This window comes from Domibacillus antri (genome assembly GCF_001936625.1).
GTDB lineage: Bacteria > Bacillota > Bacilli > Bacillales > Domibacillaceae > Domibacillus > Domibacillus antri.
Genome location: NZ_MSDU01000013.1, coordinates 1 through 24224 on the forward strand (window position 1 = coordinate 1; position 24224 = coordinate 24224).

Here is a 24224-nt window from a genome sequence, read left to right on the forward strand (position 1 = left end):
AGTGCGGTTGGCAGACCTTTCCGTGTGGCTTTAGACAGGAGCCAGTCATAGAGCCTTATAGGCGCAGAGCAAACCACCAGATATACTGGTGGTTCTGATTTTTTTCTGAAAACATCCCCTGAGACCCAGGGGATGTTTTTGCGTTGTCATATGTTCATGTGCTCAGGCATAACGTGGAGTAAACGGACAAGCCAAAATTTAATGTACTTCCCGGTATACGCCGATAACCTTTCCTAAAATAGTCACGTTCGGGAGTAAAATCGGCTCCATCGAAGAGTTTTCCGGCTGAAGACGAATATGATCGGCTTCTTTAAAAAAACGTTTAACGGTTGCTTCATCATCTTCTGTCATGGCAACGACGATATCACCATTTTTCGCCGTTTGCTGCTGTCTCACAACGACGTAGTCACCATTAAGGATACCAGCTTCCCGCATACTTTCGCCGACGATTTCGAGCATGAAGACATGCTCATCAGGCGGCGCAAGACGTTCCGGAAGCGGAAAATACTCTTCCACGTTCTCAATCGCCGTAATCGGCATGCCAGCCGTCACTTTTCCGACAACCGGTACATTGATGGGATGCTGTTTCGGTACGGAGCTGTCTGTGTCCAAAATTTCAATCGCGCGTGGTTTTGTTGGATCGCGGCGAATGTAATTTTTACTTTCAAGTCTTGCGAGATGACCATGAACAGTGGAGCTTGAAGCGAGTCCAACAGCCTCACCGATTTCACGGACGGAAGGAGGATATCCTTTTCTACGTACTTCATCTTTAATAAAGTCGAGAATATCCTGCTGACGTTTTGATAATTTTGTCACTTTCTACACCTCTCTTATTTTGTATTTACCAATAGTATAACATGTGTTCTAAAACTTAACAAACGTAAGTTCGAATTTTCACTTGACTGAAACGGGCGTTCGCCTTACAATGAAATTATATCACGAACGAATATTCGAGGAAAGGGTGTTCTCTTATGAATAACGTGAAAAATTATTCTTTTATGTTAACATTAGCGGTGATGACCATCTCAGCAGCCTTGTACTTTATTTTCAGCGGAGCAGAAGAGCCTTCTTATCATAAGATTAACGTGTCTAAAGGAGATTCGCTTTGGAGTCTGGCTGAAGAATATAAAGAACTTCACGATATGAGTGAAATTGATTTTATTAAATGGGTGCAGGATGAAAATGATTTGATGACACCAAAAATTTTGCCGGGCGAACAGCTTGTCATTCCGGTTCCGGCCGTTCAGAGTGATGACGGGCTGCAGCTGGCTGATGGAGAAGGATAATGAATGAAGAAAGCCGTTATATACTGCCGTGTAAGCACAGAAAAAAAAGCGCAGGAAACTTCGCTTGAGCGGCAGGAAGAAGAATTACTTTTACTGGCAAAATCAAAGGGATTCGAGCCATTCGCTGTTGTGAAGGATAAGGCGAGTGGTTATGATCTGGACCGGCCAGGGATGCTGGAATTACTTGATTTAGTAAAAAATGAAGGTATCGATGCCGTTCTAATACAAGATGAAACGCGTATTGGACGGGGAAATGCAAAGATAGCCCTCATTCACTGCTTATTTAAAGAAGGGGTATCTGTATACAGTATTGCAGATGATGGTGAATTGCACTTGTCTGATTCAGATTCCATGGTACTGCAAATTGTGAGCATGGTGGAAGAATATCAGAGGAAGATTCATAATCTGAAAATTAAGCGTGGAATGAAACGTGCAGTAGAAAAAGGATACCGCCCCGAAGTTAATTTAAAAAACCGAGGCAATGAGCATGGCCGGAGCCGGAAAGAAATTCCGGTTACAGAAATTGTCCGGCTCCGCAAAAATGGTTTAACATACGATGAAATTGCAGCCACATTGCGCGGCTTCGGCTATGACATTTCCCGTGCGACTGTGCATCGCCGTTATATGGAATATGCAGAAGAGGAACAGGAAGTCTAATTGGATTTAAAACCAAGATAATGAACTTTTGTTTGGAACAGTTCCGACTAAGTTGTTTTACTTGTCACGATCCTTTCTGTTGTGTACGATGACGATAAATGCATAAAACAGAAAGGGGCAATAATTGATGTTATCATCTGAAAAGATTGCACGTATAAATGAATTGGCCAAAAAAGCGAAAGAAACGTCTTTGACTGATGTGGAGTTAAAAGAACAAACGGCCCTTCGGAAAGAATATTTAACATCATTCCGCTCATCTATGCGGCAGACAGTCGAATCAGTCCGGGTGTTTGATCCGAACGGTGATGAAGTGACACCGAAAAAATTACGGGAAATTCAAAAACGAAAAAAGTTAAATTAAGGAATTGTAAAAAAGAGACAACATTTTGATTGTCTCTTTTTTCACATTGTTCTGTATTTTTGTTGTATATTCCGTCAAAGACCTTTAATATAGAGGGGTAAATCCCCTTTTGAAAGGATGAATATCATGTTTGACAAAACAGATCAGCTGGCGGTCACAACGATCCGCACGCTATCCATTGATGCAATTGAAAAAGCGAATTCCGGACACCCGGGTTTGCCGATGGGTGCTGCTCCGATGGCATATGCACTCTGGACAAAAGTGATGAACCACAATCCGAAAAATCCACAATGGTTTAACCGGGATCGATTCGTATTGTCTGCGGGTCACGGTTCCATGCTTTTATACAGCTTGCTTCACCTTGCAGGGTATAATTTGCCGCTTGAGGAAATTAAAAATTTCCGTCAGTGGGGAAGTAAAACGCCTGGTCATCCGGAGTATAAGCATACAGACGGTGTTGAAGCTACAACTGGACCTCTTGGACAAGGCATTGCCATGGCAGTTGGTATGGCAATGGCGGAACGTCACCTTGCGTCTGTATACAACAAAGAAGGGCACGAAGTAATCGGCCACCATACATATGCGCTGTGCGGTGATGGTGATTTGATGGAAGGTGTCGCATCAGAAGCGGCTTCTCTGGCGGCGCATTTGAAATTAAACCGTCTTGTTGTCCTTTATGATTCGAATGATATTTCACTTGATGGTGACCTTGACAAATCATTCTCTGAAAGTGTAGAGGGACGTTTTAAAGCATACGGCTGGAACTACATTCGTGTTGAAGATGGAAATGATCTTGAAGCGGTAACAAAAGCGCTTGAAGAAGCAAAAAAAGAAAATGACCGCCCGACGATCATAGAAGTAAAAACAGTCATCGGTTATGGTTCACCAAATAAATCAGGCAAAGCGGATTCGCATGGTGCACCACTCGGCGAAGATGAAATGAAGTTAACAAAAGAATATTACAAGTGGACTTTCGATCAAGATTTCCACGTACCTGATGAAGTATACAGCCGATTTGAAGAAGCAGCTGTTCAGCGTGGCGCACAGGCACAGTCTGAGTGGGACAAATTGTTCGCATCTTACAAAGAAAATCATCCCGAACTGGCAAATCAGCTTGAAAAAGCAATTAATGGTGAGCTTCCTGATGGATGGGATGCGGAACTTCCTGTCTATGAAGAAGGAACATCCAATGCAACCCGTAATACTTCAGGTGAAGCATTAAATGCGATTGCAAAAGCAGTGCCGACTTTCATTGGTGGATCAGCAGACCTTGCCGGTTCAAACAAAACGATGATTAAAAACGCCGGTGATTTCATGCCGGGTAATTATGAAGGACGCAACATCTGGTTTGGTGTCCGTGAATTTGCGATGGGCGCTGTAATGAACGGCATGGCACTTCATGGCGGACTGCAAGTATTCGGCGGCACGTTCTTCGTGTTCTCTGATTATCTCCGTCCAGCTATTCGATTAGCTGCTTTGATGGGTCTTCCTGTCACTTATGTGTTTACTCATGACAGTATTGCTGTAGGGGAAGATGGTCCGACACATGAGCCGGTTGAGCAATTGTCTTCATTCCGCTCAATGCCGAACTTGTCTGTCATTCGTCCAGCTGATGGCAATGAAACAGCAGCTGCATGGAAATTGGCTTTGACCAGCAAATCAACACCAACAGCGCTCGTTTTGACGCGCCAAAATTTAGCGGTTCTTCCTGGCTCAAAAGAACAGGCGCATGCAGGTGTTGAAAAAGGTGCTTACACAGTTGTAAAAGCGGAAAAAACACCAGATGTCCTGCTGCTTGCCAGCGGATCAGAAGTAGGACTTGCGGTTGAAGCACAAAAAGCACTTCATGGTGAAGGAATTCATGCGAATGTAGTGAGTATGCCGTCATTCGACCGCTTTGAACAGCAGGATGCAGCTTATAAAGAGTCGGTTATTCCTAAAACCGTTAAGAAACGGCTTGCCATTGAGATGGGATCTTCGTTCGGATGGCACCGTTACACGGGAGACGAAGGGGATATATTGGCTATCGATCAGTTCGGTGCTTCTGCTCCAGGAGAAACCGTGATGAAAGAATACGGCTTTACCGCTGAAAATGTTGTTGCTCGTGTAAAAGCTCTTCTTGAAAAATAAGAAACATACAGGTCCGGGACAACTGTTCCGGACTTTTTTTGCCATTGATCAACAAAAATTTACCTGCCGATATTGTATAATTGTTTACGGTTTAGTAAACTTTGAATAGACAACTTGAAGGAGGATCACGTTTATGTTTTGGTATGTGCTTACGGCTGTACTGGCACTTGCTGCCGGCGTTGCCATCGGATTTTTCATTGCACGCCGTTACATGATGGATTACTTGAAGAAAAATCCACCGATTAACGAGCAAATGCTGCGTATGATGATGATGCAAATGGGAATGAAACCATCGCAAAAGAAAATCAATCAAATGATGGCTCAAATGAATAAACAGCAAGATAAATAATCCTTGCTGTATCAACGTTTGAAGGCAATTTGAAGCATAAAATTTTATGTTTGAAATGTGTATGAAAGATTAATCTTTCCCCTTCAAAATGAGCGTTATTTGATGTATTTTTCATAAAAACTAAGATAGTCACCTTTTTCTGTTGAAAGTATGCAGAAAGGGGTGGCTTTTTTATGTTTTTAGAAGATGTGATTAAAGAATACGACTATCATTGTATTGCTAAAGGTTATACAAAAAAGACGATGATAAACAAGCGTCAAGAGTATAAACAACTGCTTTCATACCTTGAAAAGAAACGTGGTATTCAGCAACTTGAAAATATCCATACGGACGATTTACGAGCGTATATACGCTATAAACAGCAATCAGGATTACAACCGCAAAGCGTTGAATCAATGGCAAAGATGATTATTGCGTTCTTTAATTGGTGTATTGGTGAGGAATATTTGACTAAAAATCCAATGGACAAAGTTGAAATTCCTAAAGTACCAAAGAAAATACGGAAAGGATTTACAGAGAAAGAAGTTTACGCCATGATAAGCGCTTTTGATTATTCTTCCTACACAGAAGCACGGAACAAGGCAATTATCGCAATGTTAGCCGATACAGGTATACGTGCAATGGAGATCAGGACGCTTCCATTTGAAAATGTGGGTGAATCGACTATTTTAATTCATGGCAAAGGGAATAAAGATCGAATTGCCTTTATCAGTCCGGCATTAAAGAAAATCCTCATTAAGTATGAACGCATGAGAAAACAGTATGTAATGGATAAAATGCTGAAAGAGGACACATATTTCCTTTCTTATCAGTTGCAGGGGATGTCACACGTATCACTGGACAAAGTAGTTAAATTAGCCGGAAAACGTGCAGGAGTGACGGATAAAAGAGTTTCACCGCATACGTATCGTCATTACTTTGCGCTCACAACATTGTTAAACGGAATTGATATTTATTCTTTATCCCGATTGTTGGGGCATCAATCCGTCACGACAACGCAGACCTATCTGCAATCACTGACTGATGAAAAATTAGGTGAACAGGCAAATATCAGCAGTCCACTGATGAACATGGGAAGGAGTAAGAGAAAATGAAATCTTACAAAGAGCGCTCAAAATGGAATTACGCCAAACTTCATGAACATTTTTATGGGGAAAACGCTGAATGGAATCAATATCGTGAAGAAAGAATAAATCTTCACCGCAAAATTATAACTGATAGAATGGTCAATTACATCAACGAACAAGTAAATAAAATCAAAGGAGGATTCTAAAATGAAACCAATTGAAGCACGTATCTGTTTTTATACAAAGATGTGTCTGAATGAATCTAAGAAACGTCATATGAAGCGTCCTGCTACACGTAATGAACGCCTAATGATGTATAAGCAACGTTTGCATGAATTAATTGACGCTCATAAGACACAGATCGGTGCAGTGGGCGATAGTATGATTTATTAAGCCATAAAAAAAGAAGGGTAAGTCCGCCAAGAAACTACCCTTCACAGTTTTATTTCTGCTCCAACTACCATAACTGAATACAGAAATACGTCTTATTACAACTGAATAAGAAATACCTTACGTCCCCCATTATAAAATTTTTAAAAATATAATGCAAGGGGCTTAGTTTCCTATTGTCTTTTTTAGGTGATTTTCAATGTTTTTTTGTAAAATCAACCCCTTTGAACCATTGGTCTATAAGGGTTTTGCCTTAATACAATAGGGAAGGTATTTCAGTCGAGGTTGCCGATAAATCGACTATAAATAACCATCGTCAGGTATTGACCCTGCCAACGCAATTAAGAGGGGATAGGCAACACAAAAGGATTTCCCTATTCATCCTTGTTGCTGAAGGGTGCGAACGACCATTAACGGTTCGGTGGGAAAGTTTGAAGCAGATATGCTTGCAAGACATTCACAAGTAGTTAATTGATGATGAGTGGATTCAATTAACGAACCTATCATGGGCAAACTTTTGATAGTAGGATGTTGAGAAGAAAATTCTCCGACAGAATAGGGGCTATACAATACGGATTCCATAGACCGATATACAATAGTGTCGTTGCCTATTGTCATTTGATTATTTTTTTTAGTCATCTGACAGTAGGCAACAACTATGCTTCCAAGCCGTTGTCCATGACGCTCAACCAATAGTGAAGGGCGAAAAGCACAAAGTCAAGAACAAAGTGAAAAAAAGAAGCGTGGACAATTCTCGATTGTCGGAGAATGCAGATAAACCTTGATATATCAACATTTCGAGGATGTTTCAAAATTTCCTAGTTATGAGTAGAAAGTAAAAAACGTGGACAATTGACCAAGTAACAAACGCTTGATATATGAGCATTTGATAAAAATTTTGTCATTGGTAATTCGATCAAAACGTTGATGTGTCAAGGGTTTAACACCTATTTTCCTTAATGCCCCCTTAAGGAAGAAAAACGTTATAAAATAGGATGGTATTTATCAGTATAGAATAACCTTGTCGTTTCAATCGCTATGGCTGCATAATTATCTAAAATTAAAAAAGTAGTCATTTTGAGTAAATTTTGGTTAGAAAAAGTGGATTCAAGCCCGTCAGATCAACGTTTTCAAAGTGTGCAATAGGTATAGTTTACTGGTAGTAAGTTGCCCTCATTTTGGGGGTGCGTCAAATTTTACGCAGGGGTAAAGGTTTTAATGTAAACATTTTTAAAACGGCTGAAACCCTTGGTACGTAAGGGTTTGTAGCGATTTTGTTTCTGTTTGTTGTTAATGGTAGAGAAAGAGTATGAAAAAATCGAGGAGTAACTAATGTGAAGTTATTCAATGCTTCATAAACCTTGATATATCAAGGTTTTCAGACACAAAAGTCCAAAATTATATATGGAAGAAGAAATATAGAAATTTTCATTGAGTGCCTATTACATAATAGACATTGAATGAAGGTTCTCATAATACCTTCAAACTCCAATACTTTATTTTTATTTTGGTTATGTGAGCGTACTACACTATACGCTTGCCAGTATTATTACTCCAGTTGAGGTCAATTTCACAATTGACTTCCACATTTTATCGAGTGGGTTCTATGCTCACTCTATTTTTTTATTCATAATTTGTAGGTAATAAAATTGAAAACAGATAGGAGGGTTCAGAATGGACTTCTCACAGTTACCACCGGAAATGTGGGTACAGGGCATCTTTTGCGCACTTTTCTGTTGGCTACTTAAATTTACGATGACGGAATCAAAAGAACGTGAAGCAAAATTAATGACTCAAATTGAGAAACAGAATGAAACAAATGAGAAGATTGTATCTTCATTAAATCGTCTTGAAAAAGATGTAATGGATATTAAAACGAAAGGGGAAATGACTAATGGCTGAAATTACAGCAGAAGCATATACAGATTTACGCAATCACATTCAAACGGATTGGAAATACATCGAGTTAGTATCAGATTTGGACAGCGCAATTGTTCGCCTTGATGCAACAACAGACGTTAGATGTACTTCGACAATTTCAGGGAATAATGTAGTTATTACAGTAGTCGTAAAGGGTTCTGACGCTGATATTACTGCACCAGTTACAATTGCAGGTTCAAAGATTTATGATGTTGCAACAGCAGGTACATCATACTCAACAGAAACATTTACTGCCTTCACAATTGCAGGAGATCAAGACGAATTAACGGTGACACATACAATTCAAGTTCCGCAAACGGTATAAGGGGCTGATGTATTATGCTAGGTGCAGGTACACAAGCGAATCCTTATATCATTCAAACTCCTGCTGATTTAAACGCTGTCAGAAATAATCTTACTGCCTTCTATGAGTTAGGTAATGATATTGATATGTCTGGATTTGGTAATTGGAATATCATCCTACTTTTCGATGGTCAAATTGATGGTAAAGGTCACGTAATAAAAAATTTAAACAATTCTGGAACAGGTAATACAGAAGCAACTGCCTGTGGATTGGTGTCAAATACTGATTCAACAAAATCATTTGTTGTTAAAAATTTAGGTTTTGAAAATGTAAATTTTAACAACACAGCAAATGCTTATCGCATGGGGGCTATTACAAACTTTGCCTACAATGCCACAATTGAAAATTGTTTTGTAACAGGTAAAATGGCAACTACTACATATACCGGTGCAATTGCAGGTTTGGTTCGTGGTGTTAGTTCAATTAAAAACTGCTGGAGCAACGTTGAAATTATCACAACAAGTAACGCATATTTATCTGGTATTGTTGCTCAGGCGATAGAAAATCCAGTTGTTGAAAATTGTTACGCTGTTGGATTAATGTCAGGTGCATATAAATATGGTATTTCGTCCGGTGCATCTACTGCCGCAATCAATAATTTTTACGATACACAAACAACTACAACGACTACGTCAGGTATAGGTACTGGATTAACTACGGCACAAATGAAAGATCAAGCGTCATACACTAATTGGGATTTTACAAATGTTTGGGGAATCAATGGCGATTATCCTTATTTACGTGTATTCGGTGAGCCAACACCTGCCGCAAATATAGGAAGCGTTTCTGTGTCGAGTTTTCTTAGTAATTTATCAGGAAATACAGAAACAAATAAAAAGAAGGGGATAACCCTTGAATCACATTTGAATCCTATTTTCTCTATTACTACAATAGAAAAATCGACTAAAAAAACGATTGTAGGGTATTCACTTCCAATTGGTTCAAGTGTACAAATTACGTCACGTACAGTAAACGCTGAAAGCAGAAATGTTAATTCATTTATCAGTCCAATTTCATCTAATGTAAATGCGATATTCATTAGTCCTAATATCGGTAATGTGAATGTGATTTCTTCTGTTAGTCCAATTATTGGCTTAAACAATCGTCATGGTAAAGTGTCGAGAAATATAGAATCGCATATAAGCCGTCTATCAGCCGTTTCTAGCGCATTTATACCAATTAGGAATGAAGTCATTACTGCATGGTGTGAAGCCATTTATAATCGCTCCTGTGCGGTCAAAATCTACAATAGAAGTAATTTGACTATCATTGAGAATCCTTCAGATGTGGAGGTGATTTAAATTGTATGCAGGAGATACAGTCAGATTAAAATGTCATTTCAAAACATTTGAAGGTACACCAGTTACACCGGATAATGTGACATTGACGATTTACAAGACAGACAAAACACAAATTGAACAGTTTATTTTGACAAGCACCGATCAACTAGAGATTGGTGTTTTTTATTTTGACTATACGCCTGCCAGTGAATTGAACGAATTTATATTCGAGTTTGCTGGCAGAGTAAATGGAAAACCTATCATCGTTCGAGATACGGTTAAAATTTCATTTACACAATAATTCTAAGGAGGGACATTTTATGTCAGAAGAAAATCATGTAGAAAATGTTGAACAGCAGGAAGTTGTTCAAGAAGAAGTAACAGAAACAGTAGCAAAAGCCGATTATGATTCATTGGTGGCTGAACTGGAAGAAGTTAAATCCAAACTTCCACAGGAGAAATCAGAATCAGAGTTAGCAATTGAAGCAAAGGAACAGGAACTATTTCAAAAAGAGGTCAATTTGACTCTTAAAGAAAATGGACTTGAAGCATTTGCTGATATTGTGAAGGTGTCTGATTCAGATGAACTCAATTCCACCGTTGAAGCACTAACGAAAATTGTCAATGAGATTAAGGTTAATATGGGCTATGTTCCGGCTCATAATGCCAAACAGGATGAATACTCAATGTATGAATCTAAGAAAGATGCTAAAGGTATGATTTCAGCAAAGTTAGCCAATTTATTTAAGTAAAAACCGTAATACATAAAACTATAAAAATTATAAAGGGGATAAATAATAATGTTTAAATCATCTAATTTTACAGCAAGCGAACAAATTTCACTGTCAAAGGAAATTGCACTTATCGGTGTGGAATCAACTCCATTTACTTCTATGCTTATGGCAAAAGGTAATATCGAAAAAGCACTTTCTACTGTTTATACATGGAAGGAGAAAACTTTTAACACTTTAGGTGATATTTCTGCCGTTGAAGGTTCAGATGATATTACTTTCTTTGAATCAGCCCGTGCTGAACTATCAAACGTATTAGAAATCTTTAAGGTTGGCGTTTCAATTTCAGGTACAGCAGAAGCCATGAACTCTACTCAATTTTCTAGTGAGGTGGCAGACCGTCTACTTGAATTGAAAGTGAATATGGAGAAGAAATTCTTACTTGGTGTTAAAAATGATGGCTCTGCAACTCCATTTAAACGTCAAATGGCAGGTCTAATTAATCAAGCAGACGCAACAAATGCAGTACCAGTAACAGGAACAATTGCAGAAGCAAATGTGAAAGCAGCAATGCGTAACCTATGGGAACAAAACCTTAATGAAGGTACTGTATATGCTTTCGTCAATGCTGATTTAAAAGAGCAAATTGACGCTATCTATGCGGATAAATACTCTTATCAGCACGTTACTACTGATTTCGGTTTGATTGTTGATTCAATTAATACGAACTATGGGCGTGTTCACCTAGTATTAAGTAAGCACATTCCGGCTGATAAAGCGATTTTCTTCAATGATTCATACGTTGATCTTGCATACCTACGTCAACCTGCGTTCGAGCCATTGGCTAAGAGTGGGGATTCAACGAAAGGTCAGATCGTTGCAGAAGCGACATTAAAAGTTGGTACTCCTAAAGCAGTAGCAGTAATGACAGTTACACCGGCAGTTTAATTTCACTAGAGAGGGACAGAAATGTCCTTCTCTTTTTTATTCATAAATTGTAATAAACAAGGAGGATTCAAATGGACAATCTAAAGCAAGAATATTTCTTACTACGTAGACAGAAGAAAATTAGAATGGTTGACCTTGCCGCATATATTGGCTGTTCACAGTCACTTATCAGTAAGTATGAAACAGGCGTCGCAGATATGTCAGAGAAAAAGATTCAACTATACAGAGAATACATAGAGAAAAACTAAAATTCAAAAATAAAATGTGGAGGTGAATTGTGAGAGTGTTTGGGTTCATTTGGACTACTTCTTCCTTGTAGTGTACGGGCAGTAGGTTGATTTTAAATACAAAACTTAATGAAATCAACTGAAAATAACCGTAGGATTACAAGGAGAAGTCGCTTATCTGAAATGATAAGTGTACATATGTTTTACCAATGCTAGGAAGATGTAGGAGAGTTACAACTTTCACTACATTATGATTATTAAACTTAAAGAGAGATTACCGGAATGGACTAGGGACATGGAGAATGTAGCATATAATACAATTTTGACTGATGATATTGATTCATTATTGGGGTGTGCAATTGAAAAACATCTTCATGGAAATACCATTTCACAGTTTTACGATTTCAAAGCAATCTATGAAAGCCAAACAGATCATGAATTGTTAGGAATTGACCTTGCATTGCACAAAGGAAAGTCATGGTGCAATCACGTTGTTCGGATTAAAAAAGATGATTATGTGAATCCTGAAACGGCTAATCCTAATGCAGTTTGTATGGTGGCACGACATAACTATACAAAAAAATATGCAGGAAGTACGGCATTGTTAATGTGGTCATATTACGGGTTGCCATTACCTAAAACAGATGAAGGGAAAATACTCCTTTTATCTATTGATTCAGCACATAAAGGACATTATTCCGATTTCAGAGAGATTCATAACAAATGGCTTAAAGCATTAGGATTTGAAGAATTAATTGACTTACTCAATCGAAAAACAAAGTTTGATTTTGAAATGGTTCAATCCAAATACAAACTTTCCAGTAAAATTCGATTAGATGAAAATGGTCGATTGGTAACGAGATTACCACTTAATGAAATATCAGAATTATTAAAATTGAATATTGAATTACCGGATGAACAATTCAAATTGAAACAACAATTGATTAGAGGGAAAGCCGACTATGGTAGACCTTATATGTCCAAGAATCAAGTGAAGGACTTATTTTCCTTTGCATTAACTTATAAAAACACAATGAATTACACTACAATCAAAGGAGGTACAGAACAATGAGTGAGAAAGATTTCTTTTTCTTCTACAACTATAAACTATCTGCATTTTTAAAGTACAAGGGGATTAGTTATATTACGAAAGCCATTAACCCGCAAAACAATAAGATGTTTACGATGTATCCGAAAACAGATGAGTTACAATCAGCAATCAACGAATATAAGGCAGCAAAACAAGAGGGCTAATTTTAGTCCTCTTTTTCTATTCACGAAAATCTAAATGTAAATCAAAGGAGAAAATCTAAATGAAAAATATTATTGAATTTCTAAACTACTATGAACGTGAAAGTAAAATCTTTATGCCGAATGAAATCTTTATAGATTTAAGAGATGAACGCATTAAGAAAGGTCATCGTCCATTTGCCTTTTCTTACTATTACTTAATCAATTATCTATACAGAAATGCAAAGTATGGGGATACACAAGTAACGAATATTACAACAAAACATATGCTGGATATTCTAGGATTCTCACCTGAAAACAGACGATTAAGTTACATCATGAAAGATAATGGTGTATTGGAGCAGATTGGCTATATACAGACAACAAAAGAGATTCCTATACTTGTCGGAAATTTCAAAGATAAGTATGGGGATTCATTAGGATTAGATTTTGAATACTATGAGTATGATGCAGATTGGAAAGATTATGTGAAAACTTTTGCCAACTCATACAAAATTAAAAAACCTGTCCTTGCTTTCAATCGTCATATTAAAGACCCTGAATGGATTGAGACATACACAGAAGAAGATTATAGAGATGGAACATTTTATGAAGTGGATAACACGACACTCATTCCATTTGAAGTGTTTTTATTTTGCATGGAACACAAGGATATTGAATGTGACGGATTCTATCTGTACTCCTATTTGAAAATGATGAATGACCGTTTTCCTGATGGATATAGAGTAGCGCTAACGCAACTGTGTAATGATTTAGGTTTTAGCCGTGGAAACTTAGTCAATACACTGGATGCTTTAAAACGCCATAGAATGATTCAGGTATTTCATAATCAAAGTTTCTTTGCTGTTGGATTGAAGGAGGAAGAACGGATGCCGAATACATATATCACGAATAATTGGGAATACTTCAATGATAATGGAGACACCAAGTATGAAAAAATTAAATATGTTGACCGGAAAAAGTATGAAGAAATCTTAGAGAAAGAGAAGAAAGAACAGGAAGAAAAGAATAAAAAGAAGAAAGCGTATGTGCCGGTAGACCAATTACCATTTTAAAATTTCAATATGTTACATATATGACTAATCTATAAGACAGTCATACCTATGACGATTCTTAATAGATTTTTTCATTATGTAACATATATGACTAATCTATAATACAGTATTATTTATACTTTTAGTTATTAATTATTTACTTAATTGTTAATATATTCAAATGTTACTATAACTGTATTATAGAATGGTCAAATAGGTAACATATTGGATTTTTCAAAAAATTAAAATCAAAGGGGATATTCAAATGTTAAATCTAAGCGAAAATATTAAACAGGTTCAGGAATCACAACAGAAGGTACATGACAGTTTGGTGATTATGAAGTATCTGAATGAACGTCAACATGAGAATCTTGACCGTATGAATGAGATTATTCAAAGAATGTTAGAACTTGATGCAGAACGTGAAAGATTAATTGGAGGTGCTAAAAATGACAATCTATGAAGCATTAAGAAATACTCACTGGAAGAAAGCAGAATACTTTAAGTTTAAATTTCCTGATGTTCGATACATTAAAGATTCAGGTGCTAGAACAGAAGAAGAATTAATGAAATCCTGCCATTTAAAAAGTATGAATAGTTTCTATGCGTGGGAACGTACAGATGAGTACAAAAGTTTACTCATGTTGTATATGGCAAGTAAAGTATCAGATGATTTTATGGACATTTACAATATTGTCATTGAGCAAGCCAAACAGGGTGACGATAAAGCAATTAAAACTTTCTTATCATTGCAGAAAGAAATCCGTGATAATGCGAAAGTTGCAGAAGGTGCATTGGATAAGAAGAAGAAAAAGAAACAGGTCGTTGAGAAGGACTTGAAAGAGAAAGAACCTGAACCAGTAGCAGATGAATACGATGATTTGGATTTATCGTGAGGTGAGGGATAATGGCAACGAAAACAAAACAATCAGCATTGGATAAGGTAATGAGCGATTTCCGGCTTTTTGCAAAGAACTTTGTTAAGATTATCGACAATAACGGTGATACTGTACCTTTCGTTTTGAATCATGAACAAGAAAACTTCACAAAAAATATGGGGAAATATAATATCATTTTGAAGGGCAGACAGATCGGCTTTACAACGTGGTCATTGGCTTATATGTTGTATTCAGCCGTGACTAAACCGGATACAAACTATTTGATAATGACGCATCATAACAAGGTGACACAGCAGTTATTGAGAAGAATTAAGAAAATGTATAAGGCATTGCCACATGAAAAATATCCTGATTTGTTCCCTAGTTTAGAACTGAATAATCGTGACGGATTGTATATGTCCAATGGGTCAGGTATTCAAGTTGCAACAGCCGGTGGAGAGGATTCAATTTCAGGTAATACATTTCAATTAATCCACTTATCAGAAATGGCTAAGTACCCATTAGATCAACAAGAAGAAATTATTGCAACGTCTATTCCTGCGTTGGCCAAGAATCCACATAGTAAAATTATTATCGAATCAACGGCAATGGGAATCAACCTGTATCAAGATATTTTTATGAAAGCATACCGAGGACAGTCAACATGGAAACCTTTCTTCTATTCATGGTTGGCTAAGGCATATGCAAAGCAGTTTAAACATTCATTTGATGAAGCAGAAACTCATTTCAAATTACATAATAAAGGTGACAGAATGCAACCAAAACACCTTGAAAAAGATGAAATTGAGTTAAGGGATAAATACGGTGCGAATTATCGTCAGTTAATGTTCAGACGGTATTATATTGAAACAAACAGTTTGGAAAAGTTTCAGCGTGAATTTCCTACCACGCCGGATGAAGCGTTTATGACAACGAATAAATCTGTATTTGATACACGGATGATCGTGGAGCGTCTGAATCATATTGTGCAGCCATTACCTTTTGCAGAGGTTCAGGAGGAATTGCCGGAATCATTACATACATATTTGAATAAGTCATTATTCATTTATCACTTGCCTAAAAAGGGCATTAAACATTATGGCGGTGTCGATGTATCGTCAGGTTCAGGCGGTGATAATGATAATAGTACAATCGCAATTTACAATGCAGAAGGTCAGCAAATGGCTTCCTTTTATAGTAATGAGATACCTGTCTATGAATTTGCCAGTGTGGTGAATGATGTAGGCAGTTTTTTTAATTATGCCTATATTTGTGTGGAGCGTAATAGTTATGGTACGCCATTACTGGAACGATTAAGAAAGGAATATGGCTATTTAAATCTATTGAAGCAAAAGATATTTGACCAAAAAGGTAAGAAGAAACTTCAACTAGGATTTATGACTACTAACCAAACAAAAAGTATCATCGTATCTGATATGAAAGAAAACTTTGAGTGTGGGCTGATTAATATAGAGTGCTTCCAGACGTTAGAGGAAATGAAAATATTTCAGGAGCAGAACGGCAAGACAGGTAATAAACGTGGGAAAGGGATGCACGATGACTTAGTTATCGCTACGGCTATGGCAGTACAGGCAATGAAGCAAGGAAAGTATTATGTTGATATTTGATGAAAGGGGATTGAATATGAGTAAATTAGAGAAATACATTAAAGATAAATATGATGGTGCGCCTTATTGGTTTATTGAATACGTTCAGGAAGTACATAACCAAACAAAGGTAAATGAAATCTATGAGTTAAAGAATTACCTTGAAGGTCATCATAAGATATTACAACGGCAGTCGTATAAATATAATGGCAAAGATTTTACCCCACGTAAGATTGTATTGCAATATGCTAAGACATTACTTAATTTCCAGAAGGCATACCTATTGCAGAACCCTGTCACATTAACAGGTAATGAGCGTGTAGTTAAGGAATATCAGCGTGTGAATCGTAAAGCAAAGTATGACAGAATGAACATGAAAGTAATTGATAGATTGTTGAAGTACGGTGAAGTGTATGAGTATGTATATGTGGATGCCGGACAGGTTAAGAGTAAACTAATTGAAGGAGATCAGGGCTTTCCTTTATACAATGAAGAAGGAGAAATGATTGCATTTGTACAGGCATATGTGAACGATGGCATTGAATACTATACAGTGTTTGAAGAAGATGTAGTCAGGAAGTATGACAATGCAGGTGGAGATATGCGAATGATTAGCAGCCATGCTAACCTTAGTGGCTTGCCTGTTGCTTATGTTAATTCAAGTGAGTGGTCAGAGTTAGAAGGACGGTCAGAGTTACAGGATTGGATAGGACTACTGGACAACATGGAGGATTTATTGAGTAAGTTTACGGATTCATTCTATAAGCATCATAATCCTATTCCAGTCATTGTTGGTCAACAGTTAAAAGGTGAGGGATTACCTAAAGATGTAGTAGGTGGTGGCTTACAATTAGATGATGGCAATGATTTTAAAATGGTCAGCAATCAATTGGATTATCAGTCATTTGAATCGGTGTATAAGACATTGCAGCAAGCACTATTGGATATTTCAAGTACGCCTGCCGTGAGCATGAATAAGACGGACATTAGCAACTTGTCAGAGGTCAGTATTAAGTTATTGTATCAGTTGGCAAGTATTAAAGCAGGAATCAATGAGCAATTTGTACGTGAAGGTATGGAGCAACGATTTGAAAAGGTGAGAAAGTTGTTAGAATATAAAGGCGTTAAGTTGTCAGATGATGAATTTGATACGTTGGATGTGACGTTCCAGTATGCTATGCCGAGTAATGATAAAGAAATCATTGAGAATCTGAAAACGTTGAAGGAAATTGGAAGTATATCATTGGAAACTGTTTTAGAAAATAGTCCGTATGTGACAGATGTTCGGATGGAAATGCAAAGGTTGAATGGGGATAATGTGGGAATGGTGAATGAAAAGGTAATTGAGAATGAAAGTGTTTAATTGAGAATGGGATAGGGACACACTGTCCCATTTAAAAATTTGAGATGAACCGTTGATATATATGGGATGATACTTGATGGTAATATATCAAAGTTTTCGTCCTGTTATATATGAATGGTAATTCATTTTTTAAAGCCGACAGTGTGACGGTTTAAGAGTGGTTAGGTTGTCCGTGGTGAGAAACTTTAATTTGAAGGGACAGCAATGTGTCATTTTAAGGTACTGGTGGCATTGATCGGCTGACGCATATCTCATATTCATGAGGTCAATCTGCCAGTTACCGTTTATGCAGTCATTCCGTTAAAAGTTTGATTTTATTCCAATTTATGAATGACTGACTGTATTGTAATTCACAATCAATATGCATGGGTAAATGGCTATATATAAAGGTTGATCGGTTATATTGCATAAAGTTTGTGAGAAAATATAGGTGGTCGGGTAATTATGATAAGTAGAAGAAATAGCGTAAAACGTACATTTATCAAGGTTTGAGAATTAATAGAAGTTGACATAATGTTTGTTATCGGAAGTAGAACAGGATGAATTTGTGAATATTATATGCGTAATAATGAATAAAAAGGGGCTATACGATACCCCTAATTGGAAAAATTTGCGGCTAACAAGTCACTTTACACACACACGAAAAAATTAACGTACCGATCATGAGTAACCCTTTTCATTACAGGTAGTACCAGTTTGGTTACCCCTTAATTCTTGGTATAATCTCATTCCGAAATGCTGCGGAGTCAGATGAATCCAAAATTAGATTTAACTTAACGATCATCACATTCCGCCTGTCGTTTTCCTATCTCAACTCTACAAAAATATCGTTAAATTTTAAATGTGTCAGAAACCCTTGTAAACACTGGCTTTTTGGCACATTGTCAAAATGGTTAAAAACCCTTATAAATACTGACTTTTCGACACATGAATCTCATATGTTTCAAATTGGTTGCTTTTATTTTTTCAAATGGATAAGTATAGGACAGCAAAATTTTAAATGAAATATACGGCAAATTACAGAAAAGGAGATTGAAAAAGGTATTTTATTCTCACCGTTTGAATATTATATCGTAAGGAGGGATTTAAAATGATAGACAAGTATTTGATTTCAAATTGTCTCTTTATGATTGATGAATTTAATGAAAGGTATGAGAATGTATCGAAAGAAGAATTGAAAAAGATTGCTGATTCAGAATATTCAGAAGCAGATATGGTTGTAAGGTTAGGGTATCCCTTTAGACAGATGGCAAACTTTAATATGCAGGGAAGATCAAAGCAAGCAGCAGGTAATGACATAGTAGTGAAGTCGAAAGATTTTAGAATCGAAGTTAAACTTTTAAAGAATTATAAGAGTAGCAAGGGAAGTTATTCTAGTAGCACTACATGGAAAGAAATTGAGCGTGACTTTCACTGGTTGTTAGAAGAAGTTAAAAATGGAAATAGTGGTAAAAGAGCATTTGTAATAGGGTGGTTTAATGCAGTAGAGTGCTTTAGTCAAATAATACAACTTGGTAAAAGTGCTGGAAGTCAACCTGATATTGACCATAGAAAGAAAGGTTATTTTCCATTTCTCGTTCATAATGGTGAAAAAACTAGAGATATATTGTATATGTACAAAGATTCATATGAGAAAATGCCTGTTCACTCTCTTTATAATGCAGATGGAAGTGACGTTAATTGTATGTTTTTTGGTGAAAAAGATGATAAATTCCATATTGCTATGTATTGGTGATTAGAATTTCAGGGGAATTAGAAAATTTATGAAGGATTCCCTCTTTTTGTGTCGAATAGAGTAGGCATAAGGGAGGGGATTTTGTGTTTAAAAAGGTAATGTTTTCATGGGCTAAAGAAATGGATAAAGAGCGCCAACGTAATATTAAGCAAGAGAAAAAATATTTAATTTCAGTTGAAAATACTGTAAGAGAACGAATGATGGAAATTGATGATATTGTTGATCCGATGCTATCGAAAGTACGAGAAGTTGGATATTTAGATTTAGACGATGAAAATATTTCACAAGAGACAAAGGTCAATAAATCAAGTGAAGTTACTGATGAAATAGAGGTTTCTATTAACCAGTTAGAAGAAAGAAAATATTTGTTTAGAGTACCGAATAATATTTTTACAAAATATGAGAATTATATGGATGAAACAATTAAATTTGGTCGACTTTTGTTGGAAACAGCACAAGCATATAATAAATACTATGCGTTTCAATATTTAAATACTAATAAAGATTTTTTAGGTGAAGAAGAATTAGAAGTTTTAGAAACATTACAAAGGGAATCGTGGGGAAGAATTGCGAGAAAACTAGATAATCAAATATCCGATCAATACGCAAAAACTGTTGAGTACTTGGGTTATGTATTTGATGAAATTGATTAAACACCCTTCTTATGAGGGTGTTTTTTTATGCTCAAATTTAGAAAGGAATGATTTAATTGAACAACTTACAACGTTTAGAATTAGAAACAAAGGGTGTTACTCTATCACAAAATGAACTATCCATTTACTTAGAAGAAACTGACCTGAATCCTACGGCGGAATATGTACCATCTAATGAATCAAATAAGGTTCAAATTTATCAGGCGGCGTTATCTGTATTAGAATCCATTGCGAACAATCCAACATTAATGAAATCAGTTAAATTAGACGATATGACGGTATCAGATTTTGCTGACAGTATTCAATCCCGCATTGATCAGTTGGAGCGTAAAGTCAGAACGATGAAGCAGAATATCCAATCTGCAAATGAATCAAGTGTGTTTATGCTATTTGACAATTAAGGAGGTGGTACGATGCAATTTGATACGACATTTTTATTTGATGGGTTATCAGAAACAATACAGGTGAATGGAACAGATCAACGTGGTATTATCACGAATCCACCTTTATCTGATGTGGAAGAACGTCATTTACATACAGAGTTTCTTGTGTCACAAGGGGATTTAATTATATATGAGCAGGGGTTATATTTAACGCTCACTGAAACCGTCACAAAACGTCACGGTAAATATAAAACGCTCATTCGTCATTGTAACTTTATTATTGAAGTAGCAGGAGATTCAATAACTCGTCAAAAAGTCGATGAAAATGGTAACCTGATGTACGATGCAGACGGCAGACCTGTCATGGAAACAATTGCGGGCGAACCTATATTTATTCCCGCCATTATTGACAATAAGAAAACGGCAATAGATGACACAACGGCATTACGTGTATTGGACAATCAGATTTATATTTATGTACAGGATAATGAAGTAAATCGGACAAAGTTAATTCTGAATGCGGAAATAACGCCAGCAGGTGACACATGGGCGATTAATAATATAGATAGAACACGGCAAGGGTTATTGGTCATTACGGCTGAAAGAGTAGCGAGTGTATAAAAAAATAAATCACTTTTCGAGAAAATTGTAAATAGTTGTTTACAAGGTTACCAATTTCATGGTATATTTTTCACGAACAGAATTAGGTACTATCTTAGTGGTGGGAAGCCCGTCAAATCAACGTTTTACGGTGTTTGTTCCAAACCATCACAAAAGAAAATCAATCAAATGATGGCTCAAATGAATAAACAGCAAGATAAATAATCAATCAAGCCGCTTCTCATTTTTACGAGGGAAGTGGCTTTTTTATGTATAAATCGTTAATAAATTGGTTCTTTTTTTGTATTGTAAGAATAGATATGGGGAAAAAAGGGTAAAAGCAACCATAAGCGAAAAAGGAGGGACTTTACGATGAGAAAACGATTCCTGTCTTTATTCTTATCAGCAATTTTTTTAATCAGTATGAGTGTCCCGGTTTACGCGTATGAAGAGGATATATGGGAAGAGCCCACTGGTACACCGTACGAAATGCTTGAAAAAGAAGGCATTACATTAAAACATTTTATTATCACGTATAAACCGAAACGGCTCAAAACAGGCTACTATAGCGCCGTTTCCAGCAGCGGCGAAATTATCCGTTTTCAGCAGGAAGATATAGAAATTGAAATGAACGTAGGAGACCGTGTCCGCTCATACTGGCAAGATGATCAGTTGAATCTCGTTGAATATCTGGAACCCGAACTCATTGACTATAAAGTATCACGAATTTGGAATGAATATAATGTGACATATTACGAGGGTATTAGCGAAGAACATGGCGGCATTATTTTTACAAACGATAACATCATCGGCAGCGATATTAAAGCCGGGGATGTGGTTGCCGCAGAATTTGACTGGAACTTTATTGAAAACGGTTTAATCAATGTGCATAAAAAGGGATAAAAAGAGAAGGCTGTCCTGAGCTTACTGGATAGCCTTCTCTTTTATTTAATCTGCATTTTTTTGTGTTTTTGGATATGGAGTTCTTCATATAAATTTAGAAGCCTGTCCAAATCCTGGCTGTATTCAATGGCAAGCGGTGAATTAAGTCCGTTATCAAACGCGATGCTGAGAAGTTCTGTCCGCTTTTGTTCAATGGCAGACAACAATATTTCTTTCTCCATAGCGGACAATCCTTTCTTTTTATGTCATCATCCTTACCTTTAGTATACCCAATCATTTACTTATTTTCAAAAATTATTTGTCGATTTATGTACTTTTTATGTTCACAGTTTTTTCGGAGTACGAAGAGAGGACAGTCTGTTACAATGAAAGAGGAAAGGATGTTGATCATGACGGATATAAATATATTTCTGGCTTTTGGCGCGGGTTTTTTGAGCTTTATATCACCGTGCTGTCTGCCGCTTTATCCTGCCTTTTTATCGTATATAACCGGTATGAGTGTCAATGAACTGAAAAATGACAATGCCATGCTTCAGCGGCGCAGTATGCTGCATACGCTGTTCTTTTTACTTGGATTTTCGCTGGTCTTTGTTTTGCTTGGTTTTGGTTCTTCGTTTATTGGACAGTTTTTAAAAGAGTGGGATGACTTAATCCGCCAGCTCGGTGCGATTTTTATCATTTTTTTTGGACTTGTGGTGACCGGCATGCTGCAGCCAAAGTTTATGATGTCAGAGAAGCGGGTCGAATTTAAAAATCGTCCCGGAGGCTATCTTGGTTCATCCTTAATTGGTCTGGCATTTGCCGCCGGATGGACACCGTGTACAGGTCCAATATTGCTTGCAGTCATGAGTTTAGCGAGTACAAATCCAGATTCCGCTATGCTGTATATGATTGCGTATACGCTTGGGTTTGCCATTCCGTTTTTCGTGCTGTCTTTCTTCATCGGCCGGATTCAGTGGATTCGTTCAAATAGTGCTAAGATTGTAAAAATCGGTGGTTATGTTATGATAATAATGGGTATTGTCCTCTTTTTTGACTGGATGACGAAAATTATTATGATTCTGACTCCTTTATTTGGAGGATTCACCGGTTTTTAACACGTTTGAAGGAATGATTGACATGGATTGGATGGTTGCGGCATCATCAGTGGCAGCTGTTTTGATGGGAATTGGCGCCCTGTTTGTCAGAATGAGGGCGGCGAAAAGGCCGGCATCAGCGAAAAAAATTATTATGCCGCCGCTGTTTATGAGTACCGGGTCACTGATGTTTTTATTTCCGGAATTTCGGGTGACCTGGCTTGAACTATTAGAAGCAGCGGCTGTTGGTATGGTTTTTTCGTTACTATTAATGAAAACGTCAAAGTTTGAAGTTCGCGATAACGATATTTATTTAAAGCGCTCAAAAGCCTTTCCGATTATTTTAATGTCACTTCTAGTCATTCGGATCATCGGTAAGCTTGTGCTGTCAACCGCGATCGACGTCGGTGAACTCGGCGGCATGTTTTTCATTTTAGCTTTTGCGATGATTGTTCCATGGCGTATCGCCATGTACCGGCAATACATAAAATTAAAACGGCAGACGCCCATTAATGCCATTCATGCACCGCAAATCAAAACTCCGCTTTCATAAGCGGAGTTTTTTAAAATAAATGACTGTATGGGCTAATATCGATTTTCATTTCGTCGAGTTTTTTGCGTAAGAATTTATGATCGCGTTTCGGCGTGGCTATAATATAGCCTCGGATGATCAGATCAACGGAAATACGCCTCGCTTTTTCTTTTAACGCCAATTCACCAATCTTACCGGCGATTTTATGACGGGCCACATCGCGGAACAGTTCCGGAACAGGACTGACGAGTTCTTCAAGCATTTCCTTTTCCGGAGGGCCCCACAATTTTCTTGTTTGATCAACGTAATATTCTTCCCAGTCCATATCCGATTTTCCATCCTGCTTCGGCATTTTCTTCAAAAATTTGCGGAACATAAAAAAACCGCCGATCGCAAACAGTGAAACAAGGACTATGGTCCACATGACAATAAAATAAGAAAACCAGCCTTCAAGCATGTTCAACCCCCCTTAAATTTATCTTCTATGACTCAATTATAA

At 37.1% G+C, this 24224-nt stretch carries 32 protein-coding genes; 29 read left to right on the plus strand and 3 right to left on the minus strand.

Going from position 1 to position 24224, the window contains the following annotated elements:
- Positions 1–198: 198 nt before the first annotated feature.
- On the minus strand, positions 199–816 hold the full coding sequence (gene lexA / locus BTO30_RS07045) for a transcriptional repressor LexA (protein WP_075398022.1): 618 nt from the start codon (positions 814–816) through the stop codon (positions 199–201).
- Between the two features lie 155 nt (positions 817–971).
- Between lexA and yneA the strand changes: the two genes are divergently transcribed.
- The 27 genes from yneA (at position 972) to BTO30_RS07180 (ending at position 22117) form a co-directional block, all read left to right on the plus strand.
- Entirely contained in the window at positions 972–1286 is a 315-nt protein-coding gene (yneA, locus tag BTO30_RS07050) for a cell division suppressor protein YneA (protein WP_075398023.1), read from the plus strand.
- 3 nt (positions 1287–1289) lie between these two features.
- Positions 1290–1943: a YneB family resolvase-like protein gene (locus BTO30_RS07055; protein ID WP_075398024.1), complete on the plus strand. Its 654-nt coding sequence runs from the start codon at positions 1290–1292 to the stop codon at positions 1941–1943.
- Between the two features lie 127 nt (positions 1944–2070).
- Positions 2071–2304, plus strand: a complete 234-nt coding sequence (locus BTO30_RS07060) for a DUF896 domain-containing protein (protein ID WP_075398025.1) — start codon at positions 2071–2073, stop codon at positions 2302–2304.
- Positions 2305–2430: 126 nt separating this feature from the next.
- Positions 2431–4434, plus strand: a complete 2004-nt coding sequence (gene tkt, locus BTO30_RS07065; protein WP_075398026.1) for a transketolase — start codon at positions 2431–2433, stop codon at positions 4432–4434.
- Between the two features lie 133 nt (positions 4435–4567).
- Positions 4568–4783: a YneF family protein gene (locus tag BTO30_RS07070; protein ID WP_075398027.1), complete on the plus strand. Its 216-nt coding sequence runs from the start codon at positions 4568–4570 to the stop codon at positions 4781–4783.
- Between the two features lie 173 nt (positions 4784–4956).
- Positions 4957–5877 carry a tyrosine-type recombinase/integrase gene (locus BTO30_RS07075; RefSeq protein WP_075398028.1) on the plus strand — a complete coding sequence of 307 codons (921 nt, stop codon included), beginning with the start codon at positions 4957–4959 and terminating at the stop codon, positions 5875–5877.
- The gene (locus tag BTO30_RS07080) at positions 5874–6056 is read left to right on the plus strand and encodes a hypothetical protein (protein ID WP_075398029.1); all 183 of its coding nucleotides are present in this window, start codon (positions 5874–5876) and stop codon (positions 6054–6056) included. The genes BTO30_RS07075 and BTO30_RS07080 overlap by 4 nt, the downstream gene beginning before the upstream one ends.
- 1 nt (position 6057) lies before the next feature.
- The gene (locus tag BTO30_RS07085) at positions 6058–6243 is read left to right on the plus strand and encodes a hypothetical protein (RefSeq protein ID WP_075398030.1); all 186 of its coding nucleotides are present in this window, start codon (positions 6058–6060) and stop codon (positions 6241–6243) included.
- Positions 6244–7914: 1671 nt separating this feature from the next.
- Positions 7915–8142, plus strand: coding sequence for a BhlA/UviB family holin-like peptide (locus BTO30_RS07090; RefSeq protein ID WP_075398031.1), 228 nt, complete (start codon positions 7915–7917; stop codon positions 8140–8142).
- Positions 8135–8485: a hypothetical protein gene (locus tag BTO30_RS07095; protein ID WP_075398032.1), complete on the plus strand. Its 351-nt coding sequence runs from the start codon at positions 8135–8137 to the stop codon at positions 8483–8485. Before BTO30_RS07090 ends, BTO30_RS07095 begins: the two co-directional genes overlap by 8 nt.
- Positions 8486–8499: 14 nt before the next feature.
- Positions 8500–9825 carry a M26 family metallopeptidase gene (locus BTO30_RS07100; protein WP_075398033.1) on the plus strand — a complete coding sequence of 442 codons (1326 nt, stop codon included), beginning with the start codon at positions 8500–8502 and terminating at the stop codon, positions 9823–9825.
- 1 nt (position 9826) lies between these two features.
- Positions 9827–10105, plus strand: coding sequence for a hypothetical protein (locus BTO30_RS07105; protein WP_075398034.1), 279 nt, complete (start codon positions 9827–9829; stop codon positions 10103–10105).
- A gap of 19 nt (positions 10106–10124) precedes the next feature.
- On the plus strand, positions 10125–10556 hold the full coding sequence (locus BTO30_RS07110; RefSeq protein WP_075398035.1) for a hypothetical protein: 432 nt from the start codon (positions 10125–10127) through the stop codon (positions 10554–10556).
- Positions 10557–10604: 48 nt separating this feature from the next.
- Positions 10605–11483, plus strand: a complete 879-nt coding sequence (locus BTO30_RS07115; protein ID WP_075398036.1) for an SU10 major capsid protein — start codon at positions 10605–10607, stop codon at positions 11481–11483.
- Between the two features lie 71 nt (positions 11484–11554).
- Entirely contained in the window at positions 11555–11731 is a 177-nt protein-coding gene (locus tag BTO30_RS07120; RefSeq protein WP_075398037.1) for a helix-turn-helix domain-containing protein, read from the plus strand.
- Between the two features lie 274 nt (positions 11732–12005).
- Entirely contained in the window at positions 12006–12782 is a 777-nt protein-coding gene (locus BTO30_RS07125) for a hypothetical protein (protein WP_245796372.1), read from the plus strand.
- Entirely contained in the window at positions 12779–12964 is a 186-nt protein-coding gene (locus BTO30_RS07130) for a hypothetical protein (protein WP_075398039.1), read from the plus strand. The genes BTO30_RS07125 and BTO30_RS07130 overlap by 4 nt, the downstream gene beginning before the upstream one ends.
- A 59-nt stretch (positions 12965–13023) precedes the next feature.
- Positions 13024–14016, plus strand: coding sequence for a hypothetical protein (locus tag BTO30_RS07135; protein ID WP_075398040.1), 993 nt, complete (start codon positions 13024–13026; stop codon positions 14014–14016).
- 244 nt (positions 14017–14260) lie between these two features.
- A complete protein-coding gene (locus BTO30_RS07140; protein WP_075398041.1) occupies positions 14261–14458 on the plus strand; it encodes a hypothetical protein in 198 nt (65 codons plus the stop codon).
- Positions 14445–14891 (plus strand): hypothetical protein, encoded by a 447-nt coding sequence (locus BTO30_RS07145; RefSeq protein WP_075398042.1) that lies wholly within the window; start codon positions 14445–14447, stop codon positions 14889–14891. Before BTO30_RS07140 ends, BTO30_RS07145 begins: the two co-directional genes overlap by 14 nt.
- 11 nt (positions 14892–14902) lie before the next feature.
- Complete coding sequence (locus BTO30_RS07150) at positions 14903–16501, plus strand: terminase large subunit (RefSeq protein WP_075398043.1); 1599 nt, start codon at positions 14903–14905, stop codon at positions 16499–16501.
- A gap of 16 nt (positions 16502–16517) precedes the next feature.
- The gene (locus BTO30_RS07155; protein WP_075398061.1) at positions 16518–17843 is read left to right on the plus strand and encodes a phage portal protein; all 1326 of its coding nucleotides are present in this window, start codon (positions 16518–16520) and stop codon (positions 17841–17843) included.
- Positions 17844–18933: 1090 nt separating this feature from the next.
- Positions 18934–19578, plus strand: a complete 645-nt coding sequence (locus tag BTO30_RS07160) for a hypothetical protein (protein WP_075398044.1) — start codon at positions 18934–18936, stop codon at positions 19576–19578.
- A gap of 83 nt (positions 19579–19661) precedes the next feature.
- The gene (locus BTO30_RS07165; RefSeq protein ID WP_075398045.1) at positions 19662–20231 is read left to right on the plus strand and encodes a hypothetical protein; all 570 of its coding nucleotides are present in this window, start codon (positions 19662–19664) and stop codon (positions 20229–20231) included.
- Between the two features lie 56 nt (positions 20232–20287).
- Positions 20288–20632 (plus strand): hypothetical protein, encoded by a 345-nt coding sequence (locus BTO30_RS07170; RefSeq protein ID WP_075398046.1) that lies wholly within the window; start codon positions 20288–20290, stop codon positions 20630–20632.
- Positions 20633–20644: 12 nt separating this feature from the next.
- Positions 20645–21235 carry a hypothetical protein gene (locus tag BTO30_RS07175; protein ID WP_075398047.1) on the plus strand — a complete coding sequence of 197 codons (591 nt, stop codon included), beginning with the start codon at positions 20645–20647 and terminating at the stop codon, positions 21233–21235.
- A gap of 351 nt (positions 21236–21586) precedes the next feature.
- The gene (locus tag BTO30_RS07180) at positions 21587–22117 is read left to right on the plus strand and encodes a hypothetical protein (RefSeq protein ID WP_075398048.1); all 531 of its coding nucleotides are present in this window, start codon (positions 21587–21589) and stop codon (positions 22115–22117) included.
- Between the two features lie 41 nt (positions 22118–22158).
- On the opposite strand, the gene BTO30_RS07185 is transcribed toward BTO30_RS07180, so the two are convergent.
- Positions 22159–22338: an aspartyl-phosphate phosphatase Spo0E family protein gene (locus BTO30_RS07185; RefSeq protein WP_075398049.1), complete on the minus strand. Its 180-nt coding sequence runs from the start codon at positions 22336–22338 to the stop codon at positions 22159–22161.
- A 168-nt stretch (positions 22339–22506) separates the two neighbouring features.
- Between BTO30_RS07185 and BTO30_RS07190 the strand changes: the two genes are divergently transcribed.
- Entirely contained in the window at positions 22507–23214 is a 708-nt protein-coding gene (locus BTO30_RS07190; RefSeq protein WP_075398062.1) for a cytochrome c biogenesis CcdA family protein, read from the plus strand.
- Between the two features lie 22 nt (positions 23215–23236).
- Positions 23237–23746: a CcdC family protein gene (locus BTO30_RS07195; protein ID WP_075398063.1), complete on the plus strand. Its 510-nt coding sequence runs from the start codon at positions 23237–23239 to the stop codon at positions 23744–23746.
- Positions 23747–23756: 10 nt separating this feature from the next.
- Here the strand turns inward: BTO30_RS07195 and BTO30_RS07200 are convergent, their stop codons facing one another.
- The gene (locus BTO30_RS07200; RefSeq protein WP_075398050.1) at positions 23757–24182 is read right to left on the minus strand and encodes a DUF2621 domain-containing protein; all 426 of its coding nucleotides are present in this window, start codon (positions 24180–24182) and stop codon (positions 23757–23759) included.
- Positions 24183–24224 lie beyond the last annotated feature (42 nt).